28 protein-coding genes and 1 riboswitch are annotated in these 26,001 nt (G+C 52.9%); of the genes, 10 read left to right on the forward strand and 18 right to left on the reverse strand.

The window, feature by feature from the left end; genetic code table 11:
* Position 1: 1 nt before the first annotated feature.
* Positions 2 to 919: a ParB/RepB/Spo0J family partition protein gene (locus tag DZC79_RS09010; RefSeq protein ID WP_118951228.1), complete on the forward strand. Its 918-nt coding sequence runs from the start codon at positions 2 to 4 to the stop codon at positions 917 to 919.
* A 75-nt stretch (positions 920 to 994) separates the two neighbouring features.
* On the opposite strand, the gene DZC79_RS09015 is transcribed toward DZC79_RS09010, so the two are convergent.
* The 9 genes from DZC79_RS09015 to DZC79_RS09055 form a co-directional block, all read right to left on the reverse strand.
* On the reverse strand, positions 995 to 1,606 hold the full coding sequence (locus DZC79_RS09015; RefSeq protein WP_118951229.1) for a trimeric intracellular cation channel family protein: 612 nt from the start codon (positions 1,604 to 1,606) through the stop codon (positions 995 to 997).
* A 16-nt stretch (positions 1,607 to 1,622) separates the two neighbouring features.
* Complete coding sequence (locus DZC79_RS09020) at positions 1,623 to 2,624, reverse strand: Gfo/Idh/MocA family protein (RefSeq protein WP_118951230.1); 1,002 nt, start codon at positions 2,622 to 2,624, stop codon at positions 1,623 to 1,625.
* A 43-nt stretch (positions 2,625 to 2,667) separates the two neighbouring features.
* Positions 2,668 to 2,997: a DUF4406 domain-containing protein gene (locus tag DZC79_RS09025; RefSeq protein WP_118951231.1), complete on the reverse strand. Its 330-nt coding sequence runs from the start codon at positions 2,995 to 2,997 to the stop codon at positions 2,668 to 2,670.
* A 27-nt stretch (positions 2,998 to 3,024) separates the two neighbouring features.
* Complete coding sequence (locus tag DZC79_RS09030; protein ID WP_118951232.1) at positions 3,025 to 4,920, reverse strand: RecQ family ATP-dependent DNA helicase; 1,896 nt, start codon at positions 4,918 to 4,920, stop codon at positions 3,025 to 3,027.
* 99 nt (positions 4,921 to 5,019) lie between these two features.
* Positions 5,020 to 5,907, reverse strand: coding sequence for a UbiA-like polyprenyltransferase (locus tag DZC79_RS09035; protein WP_232831797.1), 888 nt, complete (start codon positions 5,905 to 5,907; stop codon positions 5,020 to 5,022).
* A gap of 27 nt (positions 5,908 to 5,934) precedes the next feature.
* Entirely contained in the window at positions 5,935 to 6,435 is a 501-nt protein-coding gene (locus tag DZC79_RS09040; RefSeq protein ID WP_118951233.1) for a DUF1573 domain-containing protein, read from the reverse strand.
* 51 nt (positions 6,436 to 6,486) lie between these two features.
* Positions 6,487 to 7,761, reverse strand: a complete 1,275-nt coding sequence (locus tag DZC79_RS09045; RefSeq protein ID WP_118951234.1) for an anthranilate synthase component I family protein — start codon at positions 7,759 to 7,761, stop codon at positions 6,487 to 6,489.
* An 18-nt stretch (positions 7,762 to 7,779) separates the two neighbouring features.
* Positions 7,780 to 8,253 carry a hypothetical protein gene (locus DZC79_RS21160; RefSeq protein ID WP_157977026.1) on the reverse strand — a complete coding sequence of 158 codons (474 nt, stop codon included), beginning with the start codon at positions 8,251 to 8,253 and terminating at the stop codon, positions 7,780 to 7,782.
* Positions 8,254 to 8,374: 121 nt separating this feature from the next.
* Positions 8,375 to 9,640, reverse strand: coding sequence for an adenylosuccinate synthase (locus DZC79_RS09055; RefSeq protein ID WP_118951235.1), 1,266 nt, complete (start codon positions 9,638 to 9,640; stop codon positions 8,375 to 8,377).
* Positions 9,641 to 9,863: 223 nt separating this feature from the next.
* On the opposite strand from DZC79_RS09055, the gene DZC79_RS09060 reads away from it, so the two are divergent.
* The gene (locus DZC79_RS09060; protein WP_118951236.1) at positions 9,864 to 10,856 is read left to right on the forward strand and encodes a M28 family peptidase; all 993 of its coding nucleotides are present in this window, start codon (positions 9,864 to 9,866) and stop codon (positions 10,854 to 10,856) included.
* Positions 10,857 to 10,928: 72 nt separating this feature from the next.
* On the opposite strand, the gene DZC79_RS09065 is transcribed toward DZC79_RS09060, so the two are convergent.
* The gene (locus tag DZC79_RS09065) at positions 10,929 to 11,426 is read right to left on the reverse strand and encodes a hypothetical protein (RefSeq protein WP_157977027.1); all 498 of its coding nucleotides are present in this window, start codon (positions 11,424 to 11,426) and stop codon (positions 10,929 to 10,931) included.
* A 46-nt stretch (positions 11,427 to 11,472) separates the two neighbouring features.
* On the opposite strand from DZC79_RS09065, the gene DZC79_RS09070 reads away from it, so the two are divergent.
* Positions 11,473 to 12,774 carry a replication-associated recombination protein A gene (locus tag DZC79_RS09070; RefSeq protein ID WP_232831798.1) on the forward strand — a complete coding sequence of 434 codons (1,302 nt, stop codon included), beginning with the start codon at positions 11,473 to 11,475 and terminating at the stop codon, positions 12,772 to 12,774.
* A 15-nt stretch (positions 12,775 to 12,789) separates the two neighbouring features.
* Here DZC79_RS09070 and DZC79_RS09075 read toward each other — a convergent pair whose 3' ends face one another.
* The 3 genes from DZC79_RS09075 to DZC79_RS09085 form a co-directional block, all read right to left on the reverse strand.
* Positions 12,790 to 13,437, reverse strand: coding sequence for a flavodoxin family protein (locus tag DZC79_RS09075; RefSeq protein ID WP_118951238.1), 648 nt, complete (start codon positions 13,435 to 13,437; stop codon positions 12,790 to 12,792).
* Positions 13,438 to 13,639: 202 nt separating this feature from the next.
* Positions 13,640 to 14,215, reverse strand: coding sequence for a nicotinate (nicotinamide) nucleotide adenylyltransferase (nadD, locus tag DZC79_RS09080; protein ID WP_118951239.1), 576 nt, complete (start codon positions 14,213 to 14,215; stop codon positions 13,640 to 13,642).
* 44 nt (positions 14,216 to 14,259) lie between these two features.
* Complete coding sequence (locus DZC79_RS09085; protein WP_118951240.1) at positions 14,260 to 14,487, reverse strand: FeoA family protein; 228 nt, start codon at positions 14,485 to 14,487, stop codon at positions 14,260 to 14,262.
* A 155-nt stretch (positions 14,488 to 14,642) separates the two neighbouring features.
* Between DZC79_RS09085 and DZC79_RS09090 the strand changes: the two genes are divergently transcribed.
* The 6 genes from DZC79_RS09090 (at position 14,643) to DZC79_RS09115 (ending at position 21,705) form a co-directional block, all read left to right on the forward strand.
* Complete coding sequence (locus DZC79_RS09090) at positions 14,643 to 15,728, forward strand: mannose-1-phosphate guanylyltransferase (protein WP_118951241.1); 1,086 nt, start codon at positions 14,643 to 14,645, stop codon at positions 15,726 to 15,728.
* 44 nt (positions 15,729 to 15,772) lie between these two features.
* Entirely contained in the window at positions 15,773 to 16,483 is a 711-nt protein-coding gene (gene pyrH, locus DZC79_RS09095; RefSeq protein ID WP_118951242.1) for a UMP kinase, read from the forward strand.
* A 116-nt stretch (positions 16,484 to 16,599) separates the two neighbouring features.
* Positions 16,600 to 17,244 (forward strand): endonuclease III, encoded by a 645-nt coding sequence (nth, locus tag DZC79_RS09100; RefSeq protein WP_118951243.1) that lies wholly within the window; start codon positions 16,600 to 16,602, stop codon positions 17,242 to 17,244.
* A gap of 74 nt (positions 17,245 to 17,318) precedes the next feature.
* Entirely contained in the window at positions 17,319 to 17,975 is a 657-nt protein-coding gene (locus tag DZC79_RS09105; RefSeq protein ID WP_118951244.1) for a phosphatase PAP2-related protein, read from the forward strand.
* A gap of 169 nt (positions 17,976 to 18,144) precedes the next feature.
* Positions 18,145 to 18,239: riboswitch (TPP riboswitch) on the forward strand.
* A 111-nt stretch (positions 18,240 to 18,350) separates the two neighbouring features.
* Positions 18,351 to 20,567 carry a TonB-dependent receptor gene (locus tag DZC79_RS09110; protein ID WP_118951497.1) on the forward strand — a complete coding sequence of 739 codons (2,217 nt, stop codon included), beginning with the start codon at positions 18,351 to 18,353 and terminating at the stop codon, positions 20,565 to 20,567.
* Position 20,568: 1 nt separating this feature from the next.
* Positions 20,569 to 21,705 carry an acyl-CoA dehydrogenase family protein gene (locus DZC79_RS09115; RefSeq protein ID WP_118951245.1) on the forward strand — a complete coding sequence of 379 codons (1,137 nt, stop codon included), beginning with the start codon at positions 20,569 to 20,571 and terminating at the stop codon, positions 21,703 to 21,705.
* A 365-nt stretch (positions 21,706 to 22,070) separates the two neighbouring features.
* Here DZC79_RS09115 and DZC79_RS09120 read toward each other — a convergent pair whose 3' ends face one another.
* Genes DZC79_RS09120 through DZC79_RS09140 form a run of 5 tightly spaced genes read right to left on the reverse strand, consistent with a single transcriptional unit; the run spans position 22,071 to position 25,290 of the window.
* Positions 22,071 to 22,991 carry a TIGR01777 family oxidoreductase gene (locus DZC79_RS09120; RefSeq protein WP_118951246.1) on the reverse strand — a complete coding sequence of 307 codons (921 nt, stop codon included), beginning with the start codon at positions 22,989 to 22,991 and terminating at the stop codon, positions 22,071 to 22,073.
* Entirely contained in the window at positions 22,988 to 23,428 is a 441-nt protein-coding gene (locus DZC79_RS09125; protein ID WP_118951247.1) for a hypothetical protein, read from the reverse strand. The genes DZC79_RS09120 and DZC79_RS09125 overlap by 4 nt, the downstream gene beginning before the upstream one ends.
* A 24-nt stretch (positions 23,429 to 23,452) precedes the next feature.
* Positions 23,453 to 23,983 (reverse strand): D-glycero-alpha-D-manno-heptose-1,7-bisphosphate 7-phosphatase, encoded by a 531-nt coding sequence (locus DZC79_RS09130; protein ID WP_118951248.1) that lies wholly within the window; start codon positions 23,981 to 23,983, stop codon positions 23,453 to 23,455.
* Positions 23,984 to 23,990: 7 nt separating this feature from the next.
* A complete protein-coding gene (locus DZC79_RS09135) occupies positions 23,991 to 24,677 on the reverse strand; it encodes a nucleotidyltransferase family protein (RefSeq protein ID WP_118951249.1) in 687 nt (228 codons plus the stop codon).
* 31 nt (positions 24,678 to 24,708) lie between these two features.
* Complete coding sequence (locus tag DZC79_RS09140) at positions 24,709 to 25,290, reverse strand: D-sedoheptulose-7-phosphate isomerase (protein WP_118951250.1); 582 nt, start codon at positions 25,288 to 25,290, stop codon at positions 24,709 to 24,711.
* Between the two features lie 108 nt (positions 25,291 to 25,398).
* On the opposite strand from DZC79_RS09140, the gene DZC79_RS09145 reads away from it, so the two are divergent.
* A complete protein-coding gene (locus DZC79_RS09145; RefSeq protein WP_118951251.1) occupies positions 25,399 to 25,983 on the forward strand; it encodes a nitroreductase family protein in 585 nt (194 codons plus the stop codon).
* Positions 25,984 to 26,001 lie beyond the last annotated feature (18 nt).

Here is a 26,001-nt window from a genome sequence, read left to right on the forward strand (position 1 = left end):
CATGACAAATTCCAACAATAAGAAGAAGGCATTGGGCATGGGTATCAAAGCCTTGCTCAACAACATTGATGAGGAGCTGAAAGCCACAGCGGAAGCCATACCCAGCGCGTCGGGCAAGACGGCAGCAGCAGTGGGCGGCCGCATCCCGATCGACCAGATCGAGGTAAATCCCAAGCAGCCCCGCCACGACTTCGATGAGCAGGCGTTGAAAGAGCTTTCGGAAAGTATTTTATTGCACGACATTATCCAGCCGATCACCGTTTCCAAAATGGCGAACGGCAAATACCGGCTGATTTCCGGCGAACGCCGGTTCAGGGCCTCCAAAATGGCCGGCCTTAAAGATATCCCGGCCTATGTACGCACGGCCAACGACCAGGAGCTGCTGGAAATGGCGCTGCTGGAAAACCTGCAGCGGGAAAATCTCAACGCGATCGAAATCTCGCTGAGCTATAAAAGGCTAATGGACGAATGCGCTCTCACTCAGGAGCAGGTAGCTGAAAGAATGAAGAAAGAGCGCAGCACAGTGACCAATTATCTGCGCCTGCTCAAGCTTCCCCCCGATATCCAGAAAGCAGTACGCGACGGCGTGCTGAGCATGGGCCATGCGCGCGCCATCATTGGCCTGGAAAATGTGGAAGAGCAGCTTTACGCCTACCGCGAAGCCACGCAGAAAGGCTTATCGGTAAGGCAGGTGGAGCAGCTGGTGAAAAACATGCTGCAGGAAAAGAAACCCCTGGACAAAAGCGCTCCGGCAGCCAATAAGCTACCTCCGGCCTACAAGCGTATCGAGGACAGCATGGCTTCCCATTTCGCCACGAAAGTATCCCTTGACAGGAAGAAGAATGGCAAAGGAACCATCGTGATCGACTTCTACAATGATGAAGACCTGGAGCGTATCATGGATGCAATGAAAATATAAGACGCGATACAAAACGATAGCAGCAAATCAGCCGGGCCATATGGACCCGGCTGATTTGTTTTGCCCTGGTGTATATTATTCTTCCCTGAACTTAGGCAAGCTCAGTCGGTATTTTACAGCCAGCACGCGCACAACGAGGATCAACAGACCCGATAGCAGAAAGTTAAGGTTGCGGTCCAGCCCGAAATGATCCAGCAGCAGGTAGGCAAATGCACCGGCCAGGCAGGCTGTAGCATAGATCTCCCTATGAAAGAGGATGGGCGTCTGGTTGGTCAGCACATCGCGGATCACGCCGCCCATAATCGCCGAGAACATGCCCATAATGGCCGCTATGAGTGGATGCACGCCCAGGATCAGCGCTTTTTCCGTACCCAATATCGTAAAGAGGGCGATACCAAAAGTATCAAAGATGAACAAGGTCTTGCGCAGCTTCCTGAGCTGTGTGTACAACAGGCTCGCCAGCACCACGCCGATCAGTATTGCATACAGGAACTGCACATTGCCGATCCATACCAGGGGATAGCTGCCCAGCAGCATATCCCGGATGCTACCGCCGCCGATCGCAGTAATAAAGCCGATAAAAGTCACGCCGAACCAATCAGGGTTGGATTTCTCGTTGGCAGCCAGCGCACCGGATACCGCGAAGAAGCCGGTACCGACCAGCTCAAAAACATATTGAATGTTCATGATACGAATGTAAGCATTAGCGGGCAGCAGCGTACATCATTTCAATAATGCGGATCACTTCCCTGCCCTCTTCGGCGCCGGTCATTACCGGGTGGTTGTGGTTGAGCACATCGGCTACGTTCTGGATCACCTTATCATGGTTGCTCATCGACCCTTTGTACAGCCCGTAATCATTTTCCTTGGCTACAATATTGATCTGCGGCAGCTCTTCTCCCTGTATGCATTGGTATTCCAGCGTATTGAGGTATTGTCCGCCAATTTTGAGCGTTCCGTTCTCGGCCAGGATCGTGATCGACCCTTCCATATTCTTCTCGTAAGCGCAGGTCGAGAAATTAAAGTTGATCACCGCCCCGTTCGTCGCTTTGAGGATGAAGCTGCCACTGTCCTCAAATTCCGTATTGTGGTGATGGGCAAAGTTGGCGAGTGTGCCCGAAGCCGTTGCTATATTCCCATTCAGGTAATAAAGGATATCGATGAAATGGCTGAACTGGGTGAACAGGCAGCCACCATCCTTATCTTTCTTTCCCCGCCAGTCGCTTTGCGCATAATAGTTGTCGCTACGGTTCCAGAAGCAGTTCACCTGCATCATAAATATTTTACCCAGCCTGCCCGAAGTGATCAGCTCCTTGACAGCCACTACCGGCGGATTATAGCGGTTTTGCTTGACGGCAAAGACGATCCTGCGGTTCCTGTTGGCCGCATCGATCATTTCGTCGCATTCCGCTTCGCTAAGGGCCATCGGTTTTTCTACCACTACGTGTTTCCCCGCATTCAACGCCGCTACGGCATGAGCGCAGTGCAGGTAATTGGGCGTGCAGATGCACACCACATCGGCTGTAGTAGCCGAAAGAAGATCTTCTATTTTGGGGTAATAAGAAATTTCCTTATCCGGCAGCTGGTCTACGGTAGCGGTATCTGCATCACAAATGGCGACCAGCTTACATTCTGTATTATTAAGTATATGTTCGGCATGTCGCTTACCGATATGCCCATATCCTACTATGGCAAATTTTATCATTCGGTTTTATTCCGGTTTGCCCCTTGGGGGCGGTTTAAACAATTCAGGCCGGCGCTATCTCATCGATATGAGTATAGACCGGCAATCCTTTGCCTGCAACCAGGTCGCGCTCCCTGTTGGCGCCCGGGCTTTCCGCCAGCAGCAGCAAGGCTTCGCAGCTACCGATCACTGCCAGGGAAATATCCATGATGGCCCGGTAACGGTCGATGTCCGGCCCGGCCTGATCGGCAATAGCCAGTGCGGCATGTACGCCGATCACAGGCGTGTGCCCCTTTTTCAGCAACTGCACTGCTGCAGCAGTCATCCGGTCCAGGTTGGCCTGCCGCTGCGCTTCAGTGTCCGCTGAATATGGACCGGCTACACCAATAATCATAACAAACAGGCTTACAGGCAAAGGTAATCAAGTAGCAAATATAATTCCTGTAGGATAAACGCGGCACAAACTTTCATCGTGCAGCAGCCGCACATATTCTATCACATGCGCCGCCGCCACACCGGGGAAAGCAGCAGTAAGGTCTGCAACGCTGATCTGCTGCTGCCGGCGTATCAATTCAAGTATGGCGTCACGTACATCCTTCGTACCCGGCTGCTGTGCTTTACGCCGGCATACATCGCAGCCGCCGCAAGCTTGCGGCTCCGCTTCGCCGAAATAGCGCGCCAGCAGTATATTGCGGCACACCTCTTCTTCCTGTACATAGGCAATCATGTGCTCTACCCGCCGTTCATGCGCCTGCCTCAGCTGGTCGATATGGCGGGTATCCAGGCGCAGCTGCGCCGGTGCGAAACGATGATGCATCCAGTACAGGGTACCGCCGGCAACAGCGGGCTGATAAGCAATAATACCCAGTGCCGACAACCGTTGCAGTGCACGGTCCAGCTGCTCTTTTTCGATACGCAACAGCTTACTGACCTCAAACTCCCGGATCACGGTAGGATAGTGGAAGATGCTGCCATACAGCCGCAGCAGGCTTGTGGCTACGTAAGCCAGCTTAGGCTCGCTGCGCTCAAGATAATTGAGGGTCCTCCGGTCCGTTGTAAACTGGACCAGGGTTTGCATATTGGCATTTTCATGCCACTGCCAGAAGCCTTCCCGGTCGAGCAGGCGGATAGCGCTCAGCGTTTTCAACGTTTCCAGTCCGAAGGCATGGGCAAAGGCCACGGCATCGAAAGCCTGCAGCTGCTCCATTCCCTCGCCCACAGGCATTTTCAGGTAATCGCCCACCAGCTGGTACACCTTGCGGATATACGCTTCAGGCGGATAGCTGATCTCCGTCGACTCCTGCAGGCGGCTGATGTCTTTATGATCATACAGCAAGACCGCATGCGCCTTCTGCCCGTCGCGTCCCGCTCGCCCGGCCTCCTGGTAATAAGCCTCTATATGCTCGGGAGCATCGTAGTGGACCACTGTACGTACATCAGGCTTATCGATACCCATACCAAAGGCCGTTGTGGCGCACATGATGCGTTGTCCGCTCGCCATCCATTGTTTTTGCGCCTGCTCCCGTTCTTCCCGTGACATGCCGGCATGGTAAACGCCTGCGTCAAATCCCTCCTGCCGCAACCTGATCGCGGTCTCCGTACAACGCTTGCGGCTCCTGCAATACAGGATGCTGCTGCCGGTCACCTTATGCAGCCAGGCTTCCGTATCGCCGGGTTTATTCTCGGTATAGCGGATATGATAAAACAGGTTATCGCGCACAACGCTCTGCCGGAATACCGCAGGCTCCTTAAGCTGCAGCTGCCGCATGATATCCAGCTGCACTTCCTCGTTGGCCGAAGCCGTGAGCGCCAGTACCGGCACTTTGGGAAAGCTTGTCCGCAACAGGCCTATACGGCGATAGGCCGGCCGGAAGTCGTGTCCCCACTGAGAGATACAGTGGGCTTCGTCCACAGCGATAAGGTTCAGCTCAAAATCGCCAAGGTATTGCCCGAAGGCTTTTGTTTGCAAGCGTTCGGGCGAAACGTACAGCAGCTTCAGCTCGCCTGCCGCGGCTTGTTGCAGCACCGTATCCATTTGCCGGACCGACATACCCGAATGCAGGAAAGCAGCAGGAATACCCCGCCGGTCCAGCTGCATCACCTGGTCCTGCATCAACGCGATCAGCGGGCTTACCACCAGGCAGAAACCCGGCTGTGCCAGCGCGGACAGCTGATAGCACAGGGACTTACCGCCGCCGGTCGGCAGCAAAGCAAAGGCATCGCCGCCGTTGATCACGGTCCCGATCACCTCCTCCTGCAAAGGACGGAAGCTGCTGTAGTTCCAGTATTGCTGTAAAAGGTCTTTGATCGGGTTCATCTCGTTATTTCTTCAGCCGGAGCGGACAAAAATACGGAGGAAACTTTGTTTCCTCCGTATGATAAAAGCATTGTAGTTTGCCGTTTCCTAGCCGCCGCATCAGAGCAATAGCTCAAGTATGGTAAAAACAGCAAAGGCAATGCTGGCAATGCCGTTGGTATTGGCAAAGGCCATATTCACTTTGCTCAGGTCATCAGGCTTAACGAGCAGGTGCTGGTAGATAAGTAACCCGCAGAACACGGCGACTCCGATCCAGTACAGGATACCGAACTGCCCGAGCGCGCCGGCGGCAATAACGAAACAGGCAGAGCAGACATGCAGCAGGTTAGATACCCATAAGGCTTTACGCCTGCCCAGGGCTGCAGGTATGGAATGCAGCTTCTGTCCACGGTCAAACTCTTCATCCTGCAGGGCATAGATAATATCAAAACCGGACACCCAGGTAAAAACCGTGAAGGAAAACAGCAGGGGCAGCAGGCTGAAATAGCCGGTCACGGCCAGGTAGGCGCCAATGGGCGCCAGCGCCAGCCCTGCACCCAGCACCAGGTGGCATAGGGCTGTAAACCGCTTGGTATAGCTGTAAAAAAGAATAACGAACAGCGCCACCGGCGACAGCATAAAACAGATCATATTAATCCAGTAAGTAGCCGCCACGAACAGGACACAGTTGACGATAGTGAAGATCAGCGCATGACGCGGTGCGATCACACCCGCCGGGATCTCCCTGATCGCGGTACGCGGGTTCAACGCATCGAAACGACGGTCGAGATAACGGTTGAAGGCCATCGCAGCGCTTCTGGCAAAGACCATGCACAGCAGCATCAGCCCCAGCAAATGCCAATGAAAAGTCTGCCGCTCATAGGCAACCGCGAGGGTAAACCCGATCAGCGCAAAGGGCAGGGCAAATACGGTATGGCTAAACTTAACCAGCGAAAGATACTTGCCAATAAGAGAGGCTTGCCGCGGCATAGCTTGTGTATTGCTCATGATACTTTCTTTATTAAGACTGGCTGTTTATTCAGTCACTTCAGCTTCGAAAGACAAGGAAACCCTATTGGGGTTTGCGTTTGATACTACGATCAGGTTCTTATGATTCTTACCCACACGTTTTTTGGTATTGAATTCCGCAATCACCTCTCCTTCCTGCCCGGGCAGCACCGGCTCTTTGGAGAAGGAAGGTACGGTACAGCCGCAGGAGGTGATCACGTCTGATATCATCAGCGGCTGCTTCCCTGTATTTTTAAATTTAAAGGCATGCTTTATTTTTCCGCCCTCTTTGACCTTACCGAAATCGTAGTGCGCTTCGGCAAAGGACATGGTGGTCTCGGGCATTTTCTTCACTTCTTCGCTCCGGGCATTCCGCTCTTCAAGCTCTGTTGCATGTGCAGGCGACGTACCTATGCCATACTTATTGAACAAAGCACGGGAGCTGACACCGGTAAGCTCGATAATGGCGATGGTAAAAAGAGACAGGGTAAGGATGGTAAGCAGGATGGTCTTGACCTGTGCGTTCATCAATTTGGTTTTTTGTGATTGGATGCAGGGTACAAAGGTAACCCGAAACTGTTATAAAAAAATTTGTTCCATGGCCTTTGCCTTCAGCCGGGTCTCCTCCCATTCGGCCGGCGCATAGCTTTCATAAGTGATCGCTCCGCCGGTCTGGTAAGACAGGTAACCGTCGGCCGCATGATAGAGCAGGCTGCGGATCACAACATTGAAATCGAAATCCCCTCCCGGCCTGATATAGCCTACCGTGCCGGCGTACAGGCCTCTCCGCGAACGTTCGTACCGCTCGATCAGTTCCATGACGATCACCTTGGGCGCGCCGGTCATGCTACCCATAGGGAAAGCGCCGTCAATGATCTTCCTGTTGGTGCTACCAGGCAGACATTCCCCGCTTACGGTAGAGATGAGCTGATGCACCTGCGGAAAAGTATAGACGCCAAAAAGCTCGGGTACAGTGACCGTGCCAGGCTTGCAGCTGCGGGCCAGATCGTTGCGTACCAGGTCTACGATCATTACATTCTCAGCACGTTCTTTCCTGTCGGCCTTCAGGGCTTGCTTCAGGGATTCATCAGCACCCTGATCTGCGTCCCTGCGTGTTGTTCCTTTGATGGGCTGCGAGAGCAGCTGCTCTTTCTCCCGGTGCAAAAAACGTTCCGGACTGGTGCACAGCAGCCAGGAAGCATCGTTACGGTACAAGGCCGCAAAGGGCGCGGGATTCACGGCATTGAGGCAGGAGAAGGTATAGACGGGATCAAGCTGTGGCACTTCGGCATAAGCCTCTGTACAAAAGTTCAGCTCATAGCAATCCCCTTCTTCAATATGTTGCTTGATGCGCCCGATGCTGCCGAGATAGTCTTCCCGGCTAAAACGGTATTGCCAGCGCACCGGCGACAAAGTAGCTGCTTCAGCGGCGATCATTGCCGGCATGGCCAGTATCTGCGCCAGTATGGACGCGGCATCAGCATGCAGCGTTTCTATATGCAGCGTAAAGCTATCGCAGAGGATATAAACTACAGTCTCGGGACAAAAGAAAAAGACGGTATCAAAACCGGTACGGTCGGGATGATTGCTGGATAAATGCGGCTCCACCTTGTTCTTGTAATCGTAGCACAAATGGCCGAAATACCAATCTGCCGTACTTTCCGGCACATGGTCGCAGACAGCGGCTGTTCCCGCGCCGGCCAGCAATTCGTAGCGCACCGGCGCATGCTTATAGCCATTGTTATCCAGATAAGTAAAAATGCTGAACGGGCGAAGCCAGTTCAGCATTTTATTCTTGAGTAGCGGCAGGTCCTCTTCCGCAAAAGAATAAGTAACGGAAGTGCGTGCAGTCATTATCTTAAAGCAAAAAAATTAAAAATCGTCATCGTCGTCATCGTCAAAGCCACCACCACCGCCGCCGAAATCGTCAAAGCCGAGGTCGCTGAAATCGTCATCGAAGTCATCCCCGCTTTTCTTCTTGGCGCCTGTGCTGCCACTGCTCTTCTTTGACTTGGGAATATCAAACTCTTCGAAATCCGGATCTTCATCAGCAAACTCATCTTTATTGAAATCGTCATCATCTTCAAAATCATCTCCGTCATCATCATCTTCATCATCGTCGTCGTCATCCTCATCGTCATCGCGCTTGGCTTTTTTGGGTGCAGCCTTGGCTGCTTTGGCGCCCGCTTTCTTCTTGGGGGCCTCATCCTCAAAAAGCTCACCCTCTTCTCCATCTTCCAATTCGTCCTCTTCCTTCTTTACCTTGGCGCTTTTTTTAGGCGCAGCTTCTTTTTTCGCAGGAGCGGCCTTTTTCGCCGCTGTTTTTTTTTCTGAATTAGATTTCATAACACACGAACTGTTAACAGGTTCTATAATTTAGTAGTGTAAATTTTTATCAGTTTTTTGGTTTGGCAAAATTTTTCTGAAAAAATTATTCTGCCTCGTCGGTTGGTCAAGCCGACGCAATTTAAAACAAAGTCAGCAATTGATCCCTACCTGTTCCGTTTGAGATAAATTGAATTCTTGTTTGTAGATAATCTTCGACAAAGCTGTAATACTTCTTAAAAGTTTCGGGAAGCGCCTCTGTGCTGGCACAGCTGCTGATCGGAGTGTCCCATCCTTTGAACGTGCTGTATACCGGCACTACATTCCGGTCGCAGATATCGAAAGGAAACTCTTCGGTTTGCTGTCCGTCGATCTCATAGGCAGTGGCGGCTTTGATTTCCTCAAAATCATCAAGCACATCCGCCTTGGTCATGATCAGGCGTGTAACACCACTCAGCATACAAACATAACGCAAAGCAACAAGGTCTATCCAGCCGCAGCGGCGCGGGCGCTTGGTTACAGCGCCGAATTCGTGTCCTGCGGCCCTCAGGCGTTCGCCGGTCTCGTCGTGTAGCTCTGTGGGAAAAGGACCGCTACCCACACGGGTACAATAAGCTTTGGTAATACCATATACCTCACCGATTCTGGAAGGCGCTACGCCCAGCCCTGTGCACACACCGGCGACAATAGTGTTAGATGAGGTCACAAACGGATAAGTACCATAATCCACATCCAGCATGCTGCCCTGCGCACCCTCGGCCAGCACTTTTTTGCCTTGCTTCAGCTGATCGTTGAGCCAGTATTCTCCATTGACAATATTCAAAGAACGCAGGTAGTTGATCGCTTCAAAGAAATCGGCCTCCCAGGCTTCCCATTCCGGCACTTCCTCGTAGAGCCGCAACATATCCATGTGCTTGCTTTTCAGGCGCAGGTAACGTTCGTCCCAGTTGGGCGCCATAATGTCGCCTACCCGCAATCCGTTCCGGCCCGTTTTGTCCATATAAGCAGGACCGATGCCTTTAAGCGTGGAACCGATCTTCTCTTTTCCTTTGGCATGCTCAGAAGCCGCGTCCAATGCACGATGCGAAGGCAGGATCAGATGTGCCTTATGAGAAATGAACAGGTTCCCCTCCAATTGTACACCGAGGCGCTTCAGCCCCTCGATTTCTTCCTTAAGGGTAACCGGGTCTATAACAACACCGTTGCCGATAAGATTCAGGGTCTGCTCCTGGAACACACCTGAGGGAATCGTGCGCAGCACTACCTTCTGGCCATTTACATACAAAGTATGCCCGGCATTGGGGCCGCCCTGGAAACGGGCAATAATATCATAATTTGCAGCGAGGTAGTCTACTATTTTTCCTTTACCCTCATCGCCCCACTGCAAACCAATTAATACGTCAACCATGTTGAAATTTTAATGCGAAAAGGCAAAAATAAAAAAAGGTCGTGGCTTAAAAACAAGAAATTCCTTTTTTTTATTTCGCTTTTTTGCTTAAACCGGTACGCTTTCAGCCGTTCTTGGGCAGCATGTTTTTTTTAGCCAACAATTCTATTACTTTGCATAAAGCGGGAGCTGCGCAAGGCGCTCCTGTACACCTTTTATTTGCAAAGACTGTATCCTGACTACAATGAAAAAAATTGCCCTCGGCATCTGCTCGCTCAGCTTAATGGCATTGACCTACAGCTGCCATTCCGATACTACCGAACAAACACAGGAAACCGCTGCCACTACGGAGGAGCCCCAGGTAAAGGTCCCGTCCTTCAGTGCGGACAACGCGTATAACCATGTGGCCACCCAGGTAGCCATGGGCCCGCGTACCCCGGGCAGCGAATCGCAGCTGAAGTGCGCTGCCTGGATGCAGGAACAGCTAAAACAATATTGCGATACGGTTTACCGCCAGGAAACACAGGTAACGGCGGGCGATAAGAAGACAAAGCTGCGCTGCATCAATATTATCGGTTCGATAAGGCCGCAGGCAAAAAGGCGCATCCTTTTCCTGGCGCACTGGGACAGCCGCCCCTGGGCCGACCAGGATGTTACGGATAAAGACAAGCCTGTAGATGCCGCCGACGACGGCGCCAGCGGTGTAGGTGTGCTGATCGAGCTGGCCAATGTGCTGAAGAGCCAGCCACCCGGCAATCCCGATCTTGGTGTAGACATCCTGCTGACCGATGTGGAAGACTATGGCAAATCGGAATGGGGCGATAACTCCTATGCTTTAGGTACGCAATACTGGGCGCAGCATCCGCATGTACCGGGCTATAAGGCCGAAGGCGGTATATTGCTCGATATGGTCGGCGGCCGCAATGCCCGTTTCCCGCTCGAAGGCAACTCCCAGAAATTTGCCGCGGGCCTGCAGAAAGAAGTGTGGACGGCTGCCAGCCAGGCCGGTTACTCGTCCTACTTTGTTTATGAAAATGGCGGCACTATTACCGACGACCACGTGCCGGTTAACGAGATCATTAAGATACCGACCATCGATATTATCCACCTGCCTGCCGGGTCGGCCACCGGCTTTCCGCCGCACTGGCATACCCATAACGACAACATGAACGTGATCGACAAGGCAACGCTGAAAGCAGTAGGGCAAACGTTGCTGCAATTCCTTTACGAGCAATAGCGGTTTTACGCCATCGCATCACCACGCATAAAAAGGCCCGCAATGCTGCGGGCCTTTTTATGCGATACTGGTTTAAGGTATGTATTTCTTTAAAGAGTCCAGGGGAGTATCACCATGAAATATCTTGACCAGCTTACGATCCTTGTCGTAGATATTGATCTGCGGTAAGGTGCTGTAGGTATACAGCTTATCGACAGCGCCCGCGCTGTCGACGCCCACTTTTATTTCGGGATGGTGCCCGATACCGCTGGCCTGGTAGAAGCTACCCATATAGGGCAGCATAGCCGGACCGGCCATAAAAAGCACAGCGTTCTTTTTAAATAGGCTGATATTTTTTCCGACCAGCTTGGCCATCTCTATACAATGACCGCAGGTCGGATTGAACAGGAACATAAAAAAATGGTTATTATTCCGGAACGTTTCGTCGGTGTAGATCTTTCCTGTAGTATCGACAATTTTCAATGCCGGTATAGCCGAACCCACATTGCGATAGGCCGATTGAGCATCCTGCTCCTGGGCAAAGGCACCCGTGGTCAGCAATAAGACTGCGGCAAAGAATATTTTTTTCATCGGGAATGGTTATTTAAACAGAGCTTTTCGAACTTTACGGTTCCAAATGTACAGTAAAACAAGCGATTCGATGCCGTCTTCTTCAAAGAATAACATCCCCTTAGCCGAGCGGCTGCGCCCCCGCAGCCTGGACGATTTTATCGGCCAGCAGCACCTGGTAGGCGAAGGCAAAGTATTGCGCCAGATGATCGAAGGCCGGCAATTGCAGTCTATTATTTTCTGGGGGCCTCCCGGCGTAGGCAAGACCACGCTGGCGCAGATCATTGCCAACCAGATGGACATGCAGTTTTTTCAGCTGAGCGCGATCGAAAGCGGCGTAAAGGAAGTACGCGGCGTGATCGATCTGGCAAGGAAAGCGGGTAAGGCTATTTTGTTTATTGATGAGATACACCGTTTCAATAAGGCCCAGCAGGACAGCCTGCTGGGGGCGGTAGAGAAGGGTATTATCACTTTAATCGGCGCTACTACGGAGAATCCTTCTTTCGAAGTGATCAGCGCCTTACTGAGCCGTTGCCAGGTATATATTCTGGAAGCTTTCAGTGAAGAAGAGCTGAAGCAGATTATCCGACAGGCGCTGGAAAAGGACGCATGGCTAAAGGAGCAGCAGGTAACGATAACGGAATGGGGCGCCCTGCTGCAGCTGAGCGGCGGCGACGGCCGCAGGATACTAAACCTCCTGGAGCTGGTGGTACAGAGCTTGCCGGAGGGACAAAAAGAGATCACGAACGAAAGGGTGCAGCAGATCGTGCAGCAGAAAATGGCCCTGTACGACAAAAGCGGGGAGCAGCATTACGATATCATTTCTGCTTTTATTAAATCGATACGGGGCAGCGATCCGAATGCAGCCGTGTATTATCTCGCCCGTATGATCGAGGGCGGTGAGGATCCTAAGTTTATTGCCCGCCGGCTGGTGATCCTGGCCAGCGAAGATATCGGCAATGCCAATCCCAATGCCCTGCTGCTGGCAACCTCCTGCTTCCAGGCGGTTGAGCTGATCGGCTACCCCGAGTGCCGTATTATCCTCTCGCAAGCCGTAACCTACCTGGCTTCTTCTGTAAAAAGCAATGCCGCTTATATGGCCATCAACAATGCCCAGGCCCTGGTACGGCAGACCGGCGATCTGTCTATACCACTGCACATCCGGAATGCGCCTACAAAGCTGATGAAGGAAGCGGGCTATGGCGACAACTACCAGTACGCGCACGACTTTCCGGGCAATTTTGTGAACCAGGAATTCCTGCCCGAACAGATTACCGGCACCACCTTGTATGAACCAGGCAATAATGCGGCAGAGCAGCGCCAAAGAGAATACCTGCGCCAATGCTGGAAAGAAAAGTACGGCTACTGATCAACTCCATTCCGTTTATGGGAGGAACACGGGCGCCCCCAGATCCAGCGGCCCCTGTGACGGCCAATCGCCCTTAGCACTTTTCAGTCCCAGATGCGGCCATTGCTGCCAAACCGATCTGTCTTTTGCGGCTGCTGTAACCAGGTTGGCAACGATGATCTCCAGGTCGTCGGGCCGCCATACATCATCATTGGGATTGTTTGCCTTCCCTTCAGAAGCTTTTATTGCCTCCTGGCCAACGCGCGACAATACCAGCGTAGCGCAGGGCGGGCACCAGCAGCCAAGCCCCGAAAAAGCAGCATGCAGGCGCGCAGCAACATCGCTGCCACCTACAGAGTCCATGCTGACAGCGCAGGCGACTGGCTTTCCCCAGAAGGCCGGGGAAAGCTCGAAGGCGGTGGCCACCTCCAGAAAGCGTTGCAGCGGCGAGCTCCAGCTGTTCCAATAGACACCGCTGATCACTAAGAAGCCATCGTAGCCGCATAGCTGCCTGTATACTACTTCCACACGTGCTTGCAGACCGGCAAGCGGCAGTATTTCTGCGGCAGCACCGGGTCGGGCAGCGATCAGAGACCGGGCCTGCTCCGCCAGGGCCTGCGAATTGCCTTTATCGCCCCTCAACGAACCATTAATGATGAGTATGTTTGTTTTATCCGGCGACATAGATCCTATATTACCGCAAAACTATGAAAAGGACACAAGATGGAAGAACGATGCACTGCAATGTGTTATTACGCCAGATATTGTGTTGTAGATACGTTGCAATGCAACGTATCTACAACACAATACTCCCTATAATGCTGCTGTACCAAACAGCAGCTACCGGGCGGGGGCGCGATGAAGATGTGTTCTCCACCGACAGCAATTATTTGAGGTAATAGCGGTTCTCAGCAATACATTCCATCACCGCATCGGGTACCAGGTAACGTATCGACCTGTTTTCCCTGACCTGGGTACGGATGTGTGTAGAGGATATCTCGAGCAGGGGCGCCTTCAATAACGATGCGTTAGCATGCAGGGTTTCCGACGCTACAGGAAAACCCGGGCGCTCGAAAATGACGATCCGGTAGTATTCCAGTATTTTGGTATAATTTTTCCAGCGGGGAAGGTTCTGGTAGCTGTCGCTGCCCATGATCACCGTAAAGCGCTCCAGCGGGAATTTTTCGCTCAGGTAGGTCAGCGTATCGATGGTATAGGAAGGCTTGGGCAGGTGAAACTCCACATTGCTTACCCGGAATTTATTGTTGTGCTGTATCGCGAGCTCGGCCAGGTGCAGCCGGTCGTACTCATTCAGCAGGCTATGGCTTTCTTTAAGCGGATTGTGGGGCGATACGACAAACCATATCTTATCGAGATCGGCATGCTCCAGCACATGGTTGGCGATAATCAGGTGACCGGTATGTATGGGATTGAAGCTTCCGAAGTATAGGCCTATGTTCATGTATCGGGAACAGTTACGGGAAATATGCAAATACGGTTCAGGGCTCAGGCGATCTCCACCCAGATGTGCCGGGCTTCATTCTTGCGCAGGCTGAGGCAATAGCCGGAAACCTGTATGGCAATGGGGTCGCCGAGCGGCGCTATGGCCTCGATCGACACAGGCTCGCCGGGAATACATCCCATTTCCATCAGCTTTACTTTGGCTTCGTTGTCGTCAAACTGCTGGATCACCCCACTGGAGCCGGACTTAAGATCAGATAAACGGTACAGCATACATTTAAAAAAAGCGATGCAAAAATACGGCGCTCCGGCGGCGATGCCAAATTAAATCGCCCGGGTATGGCGCCGCCGGCCACCTTTACCGGTGGGCTTCCGGCTGTTACGAAAAATCTTGTTACTTTTGCGGCCAGCATTACTAATATCGGCTAATGAGTATTCACAACAACTATGTTGCCATACTGGCAGGAGGTGTAGGCAGCCGCTTCTGGCCCGAAAGCCGGCAAAAGCTACCCAAACAGTTCCTGGATCTGTTGGGTACGGGGCAAACACTTTTACAGAACGCCTATAACCGGTTTAAGGATATATGCCCCAGGGAAAATATTTACGTGGTTACATTTGAGTCTTACACCGACCTGGTAAAGCAGCAGCTACCCGAAGTTCCCGCTGCCAATATCGTAGCGGAGCCATCACGGAAGAATACCGCGCCCAGCGCAGCTTATATTTCCCATAAGATCTATGCGCTGAACCCGCAGGCCAATCTTATCCTGACACCTGCCGATCACCTGATCACCGACGAGCGCACCTTTGAACGCCAGGTATTCGAAACCCTGGATTTCGTTTCCAGGAACAATCATATTGCTTCTATCGGTATCCGCCCCACCCGGCCCGATACCACTTATGGCTATATCCAGTATGAGGCCGGCGATGGCGAGGAGCTTTTTCATAAGGTAAAGACCTTTATCGAAAAGCCTAACCTCGAGATCGCACGCACTTTCCTTCGCTCCGGCGATTTCCTCTGGAATTCGGGCATCTTTGCCTGGAATATCAAGACCTTCCTGGAAGTGCTGGACGAGCACCTGCCCGAGCTGAACGATGTGTTCATCCAGGCCCGCGATGTGCTCAATACCCCCAAGGAGGCTAAGGCCATGGAAATGCTGTATGCCCAATGCACCAATATTTCCATTGATTATGCGATCATGGAAAAAGTACGTACGGTGTATGTCCTGGCTTCCAGATTCGGGTGGAGCGACCTGGGCACCTGGGAATCGGCCTACGAGCATTCTGAAAAAGACTACCTGGGCAATGCAGTTTACGGCAAAAACGTCATGATCATAGATGCTTCGGGCAGCATGGTCAAAGCACCCGATCACAAGCTGGTGATCCTGCAGGGACTGGAGCAATACATCGTAATCGACACCCCGGAAGTGCTGCTGATCTGCGAGCGCAGCAAAGAGCAGCAGATCAAAGACTACCTGGCCGAGGTCAAACGCAACAAAGGCGACAAATTTTTATAACGTATATCTTTCTTAACCTAATCGATTCAGACTTTTTTACGCACATGTTACCAAAGTACAACAGAATACTACTTAAGCTCTCAGGAGAATCTTTAATGGGCGACCGCAGCTTCGGACTTGATCCGGTGATGCTGACCCAGTACGCGATCGATATCAAGGCGGTAGCCGACCTTGGCGTGCAGGTAGCCGTAGTAATCGGGGGTGGTAACATTTACAGGGGTATGAATGAAGCCGAGACCGGCATCGAGCGGGCCCAGGGCGATTATATGGGCATGCTGGCCACCGTAATCAACGGTATGGCCCTGCAGGCTTCGCTGGAAAAAGTGGGTGTAAAGACACGGCTGCAAAGCGCGATCAAAATGGAACAGGTCGCTGAGCCATATATCCGCCGCCGTGCCATACGCCACCTGGAAAAAGGTCGCGTGGTGATCTTCGGCGCCGGTACAGGCAATCCTTATTTCACTACCGATACGGCAGGCTCACTGCGCGCCATCGAGATCAATGCCGATGTGATCCTTAAAGGCACAAGGGTAGATGGTATCTACACTGCCGACCCGGAAAAGAACCCCGATGCCACCCGTTACGAAACCATCAGCTTCAGCGAGGTGATCGCCAAAGAGCTGAAGGTAATGGACATGACCGCGTTCACCTTGTGCCAGGAAAATAACCTGCCCATCATTGTATTCGATATGAACAAGACCGGCAACCTGTCTGATGTGGTGACCGGCAAAAATGTAGGTACGCTTGTAAGATAAATCGTCGCCCCCTGCAAGCTCAGCAGCCGCAACCAACTGGTCGCTGAGCTTGCCTGAAGGACGAACCGGAACACAGGTCGCTTCGACAGCGACCGCTACCTCAACCCGCTTCGATAATGACCAGGAAAGAGCGCTACCAGTTTGTGATCGATTACTTTTCGGAGTTTGCTCCGGAAGCGGAGACCGAATTGTTGTACGACAACCCTTTCCAGCTGCTCGTTGCCGTGATCCTGTCGGCGCAATGCACCGACAAAAGGGTCAATATGACCACACCGGCTATTTTTGCCCGCTACCCCGACGCCGCAAGCCTGGCGGAAGCCACCTTCGACGAGCTTTTTCCCCTCATCCGCAGCATCAGCTATCCCAACAACAAGACCAAACACCTCATCGGCATGGCGCAAATGCTGATGAGCGATTATCATGGCGAGGTGCCGCTTACCGTTGCCGAACTGATACGGCTGCCCGGTGTGGGCCGCAAAACGGCCAATGTGATCACCTCGGTTATTGATCAGCAACCCAATATGGCGGTAGACACTCATGTTTTCCGCGTTTCGGCGCGTATCGGCCTTACGCTCAATGCCAAAACACCCCTTCAGGCCGAGCAGCAGCTGATCCGTTTTTTCCCTAAAGAATTAATACACAAGGCCCACCACTGGCTTATCCTGCATGGCAGATACATTTGTGTCGCCCGCAATCCCAAGTGCAGCCAATGCGGTTTGCAGCAGGCCTGCAAATATTATCAGTCAACATTGAAAAACTAGTTGCATCTTTGCATGCTAAAATTTAATACGGACATAATATTAGCTGTCCGTAAGTGAAGCATCCTGTGTGTCGCATGTTATCGTTTAAAGGAAATACCCTACCGGCCCTAACCTGGAAAGAAGCGGTTAAAGAAGACCGCTTTAAGACCAGGCTGATCGTGATCTCCCTTGTTTTCGCCGCCATACTGTTTTTTTTCCCGTTCTTCTTCCAGCATATCGAACAAAGGGATGGCTATCTGCTGAAGGATTTTATTGTCGATCATGTGAAACCGGCAGACGTATCCGTACCGATCTTCGTCTGTATCTGGGGCATTACCTTCCTCATGATCTTCCGCTGCATCCGCAACCCGATGCTGTTCCTGGTAGGCCTCTACGGCTTTATCGTGCTCACCCTGATGCGGATGCTGACCATATCGCTTATTCCGCTCAACCCGCCTCACGGCCTTATTCCACTGGTCGATCCTTTGTCCAATTTCTTTTACGGTAACAAAAGCTCGTTCGTGACCAAGGATCTTTTCTTTTCAGGTCATGTTTCATCGCAGTTCCTTTATTTCCTCTGCCTGCTGAAACCGCTGGACAAGAAGCTGGCCCTGGCCTCTACCATCATTGTCGGCTCCCTGGTGCTGGTACAGCACGTTCATTACACCGTCGACGTCGTGGCTGCAATTCCGCTCTCTTACCTGGCCTACCGTATCGGCAAACGCATTGCTATGGGCCGGAACGCAGCCTGATACTTACGGAAGTCTTTTCGGGGCAAGCACCATTGCCATTCATTCAATAAATAACCCTACGGGAGTGTACTTGTTTCCTATCCGGCTGTTGTGCCTGTTGATTTGAATTCCCGGCCGGGAAATACTATTTTTGCAGCGGAACAGGATACCTGTTCTTTCTACTTGCTCTTGAGCAACCTCGGGGTGCCTTACTAACCAGGCTGAGATTATACCCGTAGAACCTGGACCGGATAATGCCGGTTAGGAAAGGTAAGCCGAAGGTTTTTCCCACAACTTACCTTATTGTATCCCGCCCTTGCTGCACCATGCACTATGGGCTGTGAGTACCGTTCCGGCTGCCGGAAGGGAGAACAAGTATATCAATTTGTGACCATAATGAACATCCGATCCAGAAACCTTTGCCTGCTGAGCTGCTTCTGCACCGCTTTTACAGCCGGCGCGCAGGAAACCGACAGCGCCTCTTCCCTGAACCGTGTCCAGGAGCTGATCCCGGTGGAAGTAAGCGCGGTGAGAGTAGGCGATAAAGCGCCATTTGCCGTAGCCAACCTGAAAGAAAAAGATATCCGTATCGCCAACCTGGGCCAGGACATCCCTTACCTGCTGAACCTGACGCCCTCGGTAGTGATCAGCTCCAATGCCGGTGCGGGCATTGGCTATACCAGCATGCGCATCAGGGGCACTGATGACTCCCGGATCAATTTCACCATTAACGGCATACCGGTAAACGATGCGGAGTCGCAGGCCGCGATCTTCGTTGATTTTCCCGACCTGCTTTCCTCGACCAACTCCATTCAGATACAGCGCGGTGTGGGCTCTTCAACCAATGGCGCCGGGGCTTTCGGGGCATCGGTAAACCTGAGCAACCTGCTGCAGGAAAAGAAAGCCTATGCAGAAGTCAACAACAGCTATGGCTCCTACAACACCTGGAAACATACGGTACGGGCCGGGAGCGGCCTGCTGAAAGGCGGCTTCCAATTTGATGTTCGGGCTTCGAAGATTGGCTCGGATGGCTATGTGGACCGTTCAGCTTCCGACCTGAAGGCGCTGCAGTTCATTGCCGGATGGACATCCAAAGATGAACGGACGGCGCTTAAGTTCAACCTGTTTACCGGCACCGAGCGTACACAGCAGGCCTGGAACGGGATCCCGAAGGATTCGCTGAAGACCAATCGTCGCTTCAATGGCCTGGGACTGATGGCGGACGGCAGCTATTATAATGACCAAACGGACAATTATCAGCAGGATTATTACCAGCTGTTCTTCGATCATCGCTTCGACGAGCATTGGAGCATTCATGCCGGCCTGTTCCTTACCCGCGGAAAAGGCTTTTACAATGAATACCGGCTCCAGGACAAGCTTTCGGAATACAATCGCCCGCCATTCATTACGCCGAAAGGCGACACCTTCGGCACCACAGACCTGACCCGCAGGCTATGGCTGGACAACTATTACTACGGCGGCATTTATTCGCTAAGCTATAAAACAGCAAAGACACAATTCATACTGGGCGGCGCTTACACCCGTTACGACGGCAAGCATTACGGCTTCGTGACCTGGGCCGATTACGGTGTACCGGTAGATTACCGCTGGTACAACCTTACTTCCTTCAAAGGCGATTTCAATATTTATGCCAAGCTGCAACAGCAGGTCGGCGAGCATCTCTATGTCTTTGGCGATCTGCAATACCGCTGCGTGCGCTACGAGATCAACGGCTTCCGCAAAAACCCGGACCTGATGCCTCGTACGGACTTCAACTTTATTAACCCAAAAGCAGGGCTCAGCTATATCCTCAACCATGCCAATAATGCCGAAAGCAAGATCTACGGTTCCTTTGCCATAGCCAACAAAGAGCCCAACCGCGACGACTTCGAAGCCTCACCTGCCCAGGCGCCCAGGCAGGAAACCTTGTACGACGGCGAGCTGGGCTACCAGTACCAGGGCAAGAAATGGGAGGCTGGCGCCAACCTGTATTATATGTACTACCACAACCAGCTGATACCTACCGGCAAGATCAACGATGTGGGTACTGCTACCCGCACCAATACGCCCAAAAGCTATCGCGCCGGCATCGAGCTGATGGCTGCCGCTACACCGGCCGGCTGGCTGCAAATACAAGCCAACGCCACCTTCTCCCGCAACCGCATCCTGGATTTTGAAGAATACATCGATGACTACGATACCAATATCCAGATCAAAAACAGCTACAAAGAGACCGATATTGCCTTCGCGCCTTCGGTGATCGCAGGCGGCACAGCCACCTTCGAGCCATTGCGCAAGCTGCTGCAAAAGCAGCAGCTCTACATCGATGTGATCGGTAAATATGTAGGCCGCCAGTACCTCGACAACACGACCAATAAAGACCGCAGCATCGATCCCTATGGCCTTTGCGACCTGCGCCTGCGCTATACGATACAGCCTTCTTTTGTAAAAGAGATCGGTCTTTCGCTGGCCCTCAACAATGTACTGAACAAAAAATATGAAAGCAGCGGCTATACCTTCAGCTATAAAGCCGATGGTACGCTGACCACCGAAAATTATTACTTCCCGCAAGCTGGCACCAATTTCCTGCTAGCGCTTAATATCCGCTTTTAGCATGACAAGCTCTTCCTTTCTCTCAGAGCAGGCTATGGCGCACCCGGCCGGCCTGATCGATACCGGGAGCCTGCGCCTGATGAGGTCGCTCGCCTTTGAGGCCGAGCATAACCGCAGCCTGCCGCCTGCGGTGCTGGATCTTATTTATGCGCGTCGCTGGTTTCAGCTGATGGTTCCCCGTGCCTGTGGCGGGCTGGAGACGAGCCTCCCGGAAGCCGTGCAGTTGTTCGAAGCGCTGGCCTGGGCCGAAGCCAATACCGGCTGGTGCGTCAACCTGGGCGCCGGCGCCAATATGTTTGCCGGCTATTTCGATGCCGCTACAGCAACAAGCATTTTCAGCGATCCGCATACCTGCTGCGCCGGCAGCGGCGCTGTGTCGGGCAGGGCCACACGCGCCGAAGGCGGCTACCGCCTCAGCGGTCGCTGGAAGTATGCCAGCGGTGCCAATCACGCCACGCATTTTACGGCCAACGCCTGGCTGCTCGATGAGGGGGGAAAGACTATAGAACAGGAAGGACAGCCAGCGTTCCGCTCCTTTATCGTACCTGCGGGCCAGGCGCTGAATCACCGCAACTGGAACGCCATAGGCCTGCGGGGCACGTCCAGCAACGATTTCGAGATCAAGGATGTATTCGTCCCCGATGCGCAGGTATTCAACCTGCAGCAGGCTTCGGCTTTCGCCGGCGGGCCCTTGTACCGTTTTCCTTTTGCCCGGCTGGCCGTGATCGACATGGCCTGCATGCTTACCGGTATTGCCTTGCGCTTTATGGAGCTGTACGAAGCGCTGGCCATTGGAAAAAAGCCGCTGCACAGCGACCAGCTGCTATGGAATAATCCCGCAGCCCGCTCAGTATACGAATGCCGGGGCAAGGCCTTCCTGGCCGCACGTGCTGAGATGTATGCTGCTCTAGGGGAAATATGGCGGCTTTATGAAGCGGGCAGGGAAGCCGCTCCGGAAGTGCAGAACACTTTTGACAACATCGCCAAAGGCGCTGCCGGAAGCGCCCGTGACCTGATCAACGCCCTATACCCGCTTTGCGGCATGAGCATACTCGATTCCGATACGGAGCTGAATAAGGTATGGCGCGATGCGATGACCGTATCGCAGCACTACCTGTTGTCGCCCCTAAAGGCCTGACCGGTACAGCCATATAACAAAAGAGCAAAGCCAGACTCGGCTTTGCTCTTTTGACTTTCCTAAATCCAGTGCAGCTTAGCAGCCGGAGTAGGCCGGGTTGAGCGTGCAGGCGCCGATGCTCCGGGCACAGGTACCGGTTACCACGACACAGGGATGGCCGCTCTGGAGTTCGCATTCGCGGGTGATCGTAAAGCTGTGGCCTACGGTATCATTGCCGCCGCTGAGTTACGTCAGGTTGGCGATCTTTTGCCGGGCCAGCTGCAGCCGGCCCCTGTTCATTTTAGCTTTTTTCATTTGTTTCAGGTGTTTGGTAAAAGCAGCCCTGTCGTGCCTTGGGCTGCATGTTCGGCATTTGCAGCAGAAATTTACGACAATTCCGGCAATGACGTCGCCGGCCAGCCATTGATGATCTGTGCCAATGCTGCGTCCAGGCGGGGATACCGGAAGCGGAACCCGCTTGCCAGAAGCTTTTCCGGCAGCACCCAGCGACTTTTCAATACCAGTTCCGTTTCGGTATGAATAAGCCGCGCTCCGGCTTTAAGCAACCACGCCGGCGCAGGCATACCAAAAGGCATATACAGCTGCCGCCGCAGCGATGCCATCAGCTGCCTGTTTGTGACTGGGAAAGGCGCGGAACAATTGACTGGTCCTTGCAAGTGCGCTTCCTGCGCAATGAAACGGATCGCACGATACAAGTCCTCTATATGGATCCAGCTAAAGCGCTGGTGGCCGCTTCCCTGCCTGCCGCCAAGACCCCAGCGCACCAGGTTCCGGTAAGGGCGCATCGCACCGCCTCCTTCACCCAGCACAATAGCGATGCGCAAGGCTACCTGCCGCGTTTGCGGGCAGGCGAAAGCAAAAAAAGTATCTTCCCAGGCAGTCGCTACAGAGACCGAGAACCCGCTGCCCAACTCACCGCCAGCTTCTGTCATCGGGCGGTCTTCTGCATGCCGGTAAATGGTAGCCGTGCTGGAGTTGAGCCATAAGGGCGGTGGTTGTTCGCAGCGAAGCAGGGCTTCCCCCAGGGTCTGCGTGGTTTCCGTCCGCGACCGCATGATCGCCTCCTTGTTGGCGGGTGTGTACCGGCAGTCGACCGATTTACCGGCCAGGTTGATCAGCAGGGCTGCACCTTCCAGGGCATTGCGGACACCGGCGGCATCGTTCCAGGACAGACCTTCAGTCCGTGAGACAATAACCACTGTATATCCTTCGCTTTCAAAGCGGGCGGCCAGGTACCGCCCGATAAAGCCGGTGCCACCCGCCAGGACAACTTTCTCTCTTTTCATATGATAAATGCCAGGATTAGTAAACGATAGCCGATCCAGGTATAGCTAAGGTAAGCCGGCAGCGACAAACGGGCAACCCTGCGCCGGTGTTCCAGGAACATAATGGCGACCACGGCAAAGAACCAGCACAGGGCGGATAGCGCCGGCAGCTGCAGCCATTGCCGCAGCCCGATATAGGGCCATAGCAGCACAGAGCCGATCAACGACACCGTCAGCAGCTGACCCCAGTATTGAACGATGCGCTGCCAGGACGACTTCAGCAGCCACAGGGCCTGAAAGAGCAGCTGTCCGCAGACCATACCCAGCTCCAGCCAGAAGGAATAATGTAATGTAAGATAGCCCTGCAGATAGCCGGCGTAGATGCTTAAGGTCGTCGCAGTAAGCAGGATACAAATCCCGGAAAAGATAACCCGGTATAAGGTTGAGGTATGCTGCAAGCCTACTATTTTATAAGGTTGCGCTTAACTCCTGAAGCTGTGGCTCCAGGAGGATAAAGAGTCGTATTGCTCGTCGATAAGGGGATGCGGCAGATCGAAGGCAGGCTGCGTCGTATGCAGAAAAATGGTTTTCATGCCCAGTGTTCTGCCAAATTGCATATCGCTGAGGTTATTGCCCACCATCACGCTCTGCTTAAAATCGATATCCGGGAAATCCTTTTGTGCATCGAGCCCCATACCCGTATTGGGTTTGCGGTGAGAATGGTTGCTGTCGACCGAGGGGGCAAAATAGATGCGATCGATTTTTCCGCCGGCCTGCACCACTGCTTCTGTCAGGTGATCGTGGATTTCCAGCAAGGCAGCTTCGGTCATATAGCCGCGACCTACTCCGCGCTGGTTGGTTACGATGAAAACATAATCAAAAGCGGCTGAAAGCTGCACCAGCGCTGGTACTGCACCGTTATAGAAAACAAACTCGTCTTTGTGAAAAATATAGCTGCCGTCTTTCTCTTCGTTAATGACCCCGTCGCGGTCCAGGAATAATGCCGATGCCATAATGTCTTTACTGTTTAAAATCTTCCTGTGCCTTATAATAATCTTCGGGCACGCCGATATCGATGAAATAGGTGTCGCTTACAAAGCCCTGCAAAGTTCCCTTGCCCGCTTCCGGTTCCAGGAATTCTTTTTCAAAAGAAAACTTTTCAGGAAAGGCGGCCAGGTTAGCCTGCCCCTTGTTCAGCAGGTAAACGCCCCCGTTGATCAGGCCTGCTTCCCGGAATTGCTTTTCTTCGAAGGCGGTAATTTCTTCAGCCGCATCGAGCTGCACCGCGCCGTAGCGTTCAAAATCCCGCATGGGCTTCAGGGCCAGCATCGCTTTGTGCCGGGGATCGAAGGCCTGATTCATCGCCCGCAGGTCTACAGCAAACATCGTATCGCCGTTCAGGATAAAGACCTCACGCTCTTTGGATTTCATCAATGCCCTGCGGATACCACCTCCTGTGCCCAAAGGTTCGGGCTCCAGCACCCAGCTGGTTTTGAAGGTGTATGCTTTCTGCCGCAGGTATTCGATTACCGCTTCGGATCTGTAACCGAGCGAGAAAATAACGTGATCGGCAAATTGCTGCTCCAGGTATTGCAATACATGCGACAGGAATGGCACTCCGGCCACCGGCGCCATGCACTTGGGCACATCGTTTACCACACCGCTCAACCGCGTACCAAGCCCGCCGGCCAGAATAATACACTCCATTGTTTCGCTGAAAATAAGGGAGAAAAGCGCTTCAGGAAACGAGGAACAAACGTTCTTCCGTCAGCTGGCAAATAATATGACCGATGGTGATATGGCATTCCTGTATCCTGGGCGTATCGTTGCTGGGAATATTAATGAGATAATCGCAAAGCGGCTTCATCTTACCACCGCTTTCGCCGGTAAAGCCAACCGTGATCACACCCATTTCCTTTGCCAGCTCAAATGCTTTAAGGATATTGGCTGAATTGCCAGAAGTGCTGAGCCCTACCAGGATATCTCCTGCTTTGCCCATACCTTTCAGCAGGCGACTGTAGACCAGCTCGTAGCCATAATCATTGGCCACTGCAGTAAGGTAAGAAGTGTTGCAATGCAGGGCTTCGGAGGGTAAAGGATTCCTGTCGGTATAGAAGCGGCCCGAAAACTCGGCCGCCAGATGCTGCGCATCGGCAGCGCTGCCGCCGTTGCCACAGAACAATACTTTATTCCCGGAAGAAAACGCCGTAATTATTTTCTCAGTTACTTCGTTCACGGTGGCGATCAGCTGCTCGTCGGCCAATACCTGCTGCTTCACTTTTATGGATTGCTCGATGATATCAGCGATTCTTTGATTCATATTTATCGGAATGTTTGCGAATGGTCAAAAATAGCAATTAATCAGAAACCCGCTCAATCTTTAGTACTTTTGCGCCGTTATTCTCAAAAGCTTAAAACCACAGGATCAATGAACCAGGATTTCGAAACCATAGCCCGGATCATCAAAGACAGGCGTACCACCAAGGCTGCTGCCATGAACGGGCAGGTCATTCCGGATACAGCAATAGAACAACTTTTACAGCTGGCCGATTATGCGCCCACACACGGCCGCACCGAGCCCTGGCGCTTTTTTGTATTCACCGGCGCCGGCCTGAAGCAGTTTTGCCAGGATCATGCACAGCTTTACTGGGATCATACGGCCGAAGAAAACCGCAAAGAGCAGACCTTTGAGAACCTGGCTCATGCAGGGGATATGGTCTCGCACCTGGTGGTCGCCGTGATGCGCCGAACACCGGAGACCAAGATCCCCCTTATGGAGGAATATGCTGCGACGGCAGCTGCGATACAGAATGTATTGCTGGCGGTTGAAGCCAGTGGTATGGCCGCCATATGGAATACGGGCGGCATGGCGCTGAAGCCGGCTATGAAAACCTACCTGAAGCTACAGGAAGAAGACCAGGTGGTCGGCTTCCTGTACCTGGGTTACAGCGATCAGCCCCGCAAAGAGGCGGTGCGTAATATCCCCCTTACTGAAAAAATTGTCTGGGCCTGAGCCCTGAACGGAACTGTC

This window comes from Taibaiella helva, assembly GCF_003545695.1.
Lineage (GTDB): Bacteria > Bacteroidota > Bacteroidia > Chitinophagales > Chitinophagaceae > Taibaiella > Taibaiella helva.

Excerpts from the sequence above, each read along its gene's own strand:
- DZC79_RS09010 (WP_118951228.1), top strand. The coding sequence starts at position 2 with ATGACAAATTCCAACAATAAGAAGAAGGCATTGGGCATGGGTATCAAA.
- DZC79_RS09015 (WP_118951229.1), bottom strand. The coding sequence starts at position 1,606 with ATGAACATTCAATATGTTTTTGAGCTGGTCGGTACCGGCTTCTTCGCG.
- DZC79_RS09020 (WP_118951230.1), bottom strand. The coding sequence starts at position 2,624 with ATGATAAAATTTGCCATAGTAGGATATGGGCATATCGGTAAGCGACAT.
- DZC79_RS09025 (WP_118951231.1), bottom strand. The coding sequence starts at position 2,997 with ATGATTATTGGTGTAGCCGGTCCATATTCAGCGGACACTGAAGCGCAG.
- DZC79_RS09030 (WP_118951232.1), bottom strand. The coding sequence starts at position 4,920 with ATGAACCCGATCAAAGACCTTTTACAGCAATACTGGAACTACAGCAGC.
- DZC79_RS09035 (WP_232831797.1), bottom strand. The coding sequence starts at position 5,907 with ATGAGCAATACACAAGCTATGCCGCGGCAAGCCTCTCTTATTGGCAAG.
- DZC79_RS09040 (WP_118951233.1), bottom strand. The coding sequence starts at position 6,435 with ATGAACGCACAGGTCAAGACCATCCTGCTTACCATCCTTACCCTGTCT.
- DZC79_RS09045 (WP_118951234.1), bottom strand. The coding sequence starts at position 7,761 with ATGACTGCACGCACTTCCGTTACTTATTCTTTTGCGGAAGAGGACCTG.
- DZC79_RS21160 (WP_157977026.1), bottom strand. The coding sequence starts at position 8,253 with ATGAAATCTAATTCAGAAAAAAAAACAGCGGCGAAAAAGGCCGCTCCT.
- DZC79_RS09055 (WP_118951235.1), bottom strand. The coding sequence starts at position 9,640 with ATGGTTGACGTATTAATTGGTTTGCAGTGGGGCGATGAGGGTAAAGGA.
- DZC79_RS09060 (WP_118951236.1), top strand. The coding sequence starts at position 9,864 with ATGAAAAAAATTGCCCTCGGCATCTGCTCGCTCAGCTTAATGGCATTG.
- DZC79_RS09065 (WP_157977027.1), bottom strand. The coding sequence starts at position 11,426 with ATGAAAAAAATATTCTTTGCCGCAGTCTTATTGCTGACCACGGGTGCC.
- DZC79_RS09070 (WP_232831798.1), top strand. The coding sequence starts at position 11,473 with ATGTACAGTAAAACAAGCGATTCGATGCCGTCTTCTTCAAAGAATAAC.
- DZC79_RS09075 (WP_118951238.1), bottom strand. The coding sequence starts at position 13,437 with ATGTCGCCGGATAAAACAAACATACTCATCATTAATGGTTCGTTGAGG.
- nadD (WP_118951239.1), bottom strand. The coding sequence starts at position 14,215 with ATGAACATAGGCCTATACTTCGGAAGCTTCAATCCCATACATACCGGT.
- DZC79_RS09085 (WP_118951240.1), bottom strand. The coding sequence starts at position 14,487 with ATGCTGTACCGTTTATCTGATCTTAAGTCCGGCTCCAGTGGGGTGATC.
- DZC79_RS09090 (WP_118951241.1), top strand. The coding sequence starts at position 14,643 with ATGAGTATTCACAACAACTATGTTGCCATACTGGCAGGAGGTGTAGGC.
- pyrH (WP_118951242.1), top strand. The coding sequence starts at position 15,773 with ATGTTACCAAAGTACAACAGAATACTACTTAAGCTCTCAGGAGAATCT.
- nth (WP_118951243.1), top strand. The coding sequence starts at position 16,600 with ATGACCAGGAAAGAGCGCTACCAGTTTGTGATCGATTACTTTTCGGAG.
- DZC79_RS09105 (WP_118951244.1), top strand. The coding sequence starts at position 17,319 with ATGTTATCGTTTAAAGGAAATACCCTACCGGCCCTAACCTGGAAAGAA.
- DZC79_RS09110 (WP_118951497.1), top strand. The coding sequence starts at position 18,351 with ATGAACATCCGATCCAGAAACCTTTGCCTGCTGAGCTGCTTCTGCACC.
- DZC79_RS09115 (WP_118951245.1), top strand. The coding sequence starts at position 20,569 with ATGACAAGCTCTTCCTTTCTCTCAGAGCAGGCTATGGCGCACCCGGCC.
- DZC79_RS09120 (WP_118951246.1), bottom strand. The coding sequence starts at position 22,991 with ATGAAAAGAGAGAAAGTTGTCCTGGCGGGTGGCACCGGCTTTATCGGG.
- DZC79_RS09130 (WP_118951248.1), bottom strand. The coding sequence starts at position 23,983 with ATGGCATCGGCATTATTCCTGGACCGCGACGGGGTCATTAACGAAGAG.
- DZC79_RS09135 (WP_118951249.1), bottom strand. The coding sequence starts at position 24,677 with ATGGAGTGTATTATTCTGGCCGGCGGGCTTGGTACGCGGTTGAGCGGT.
- DZC79_RS09140 (WP_118951250.1), bottom strand. The coding sequence starts at position 25,290 with ATGAATCAAAGAATCGCTGATATCATCGAGCAATCCATAAAAGTGAAG.
- DZC79_RS09145 (WP_118951251.1), top strand. The coding sequence starts at position 25,399 with ATGAACCAGGATTTCGAAACCATAGCCCGGATCATCAAAGACAGGCGT.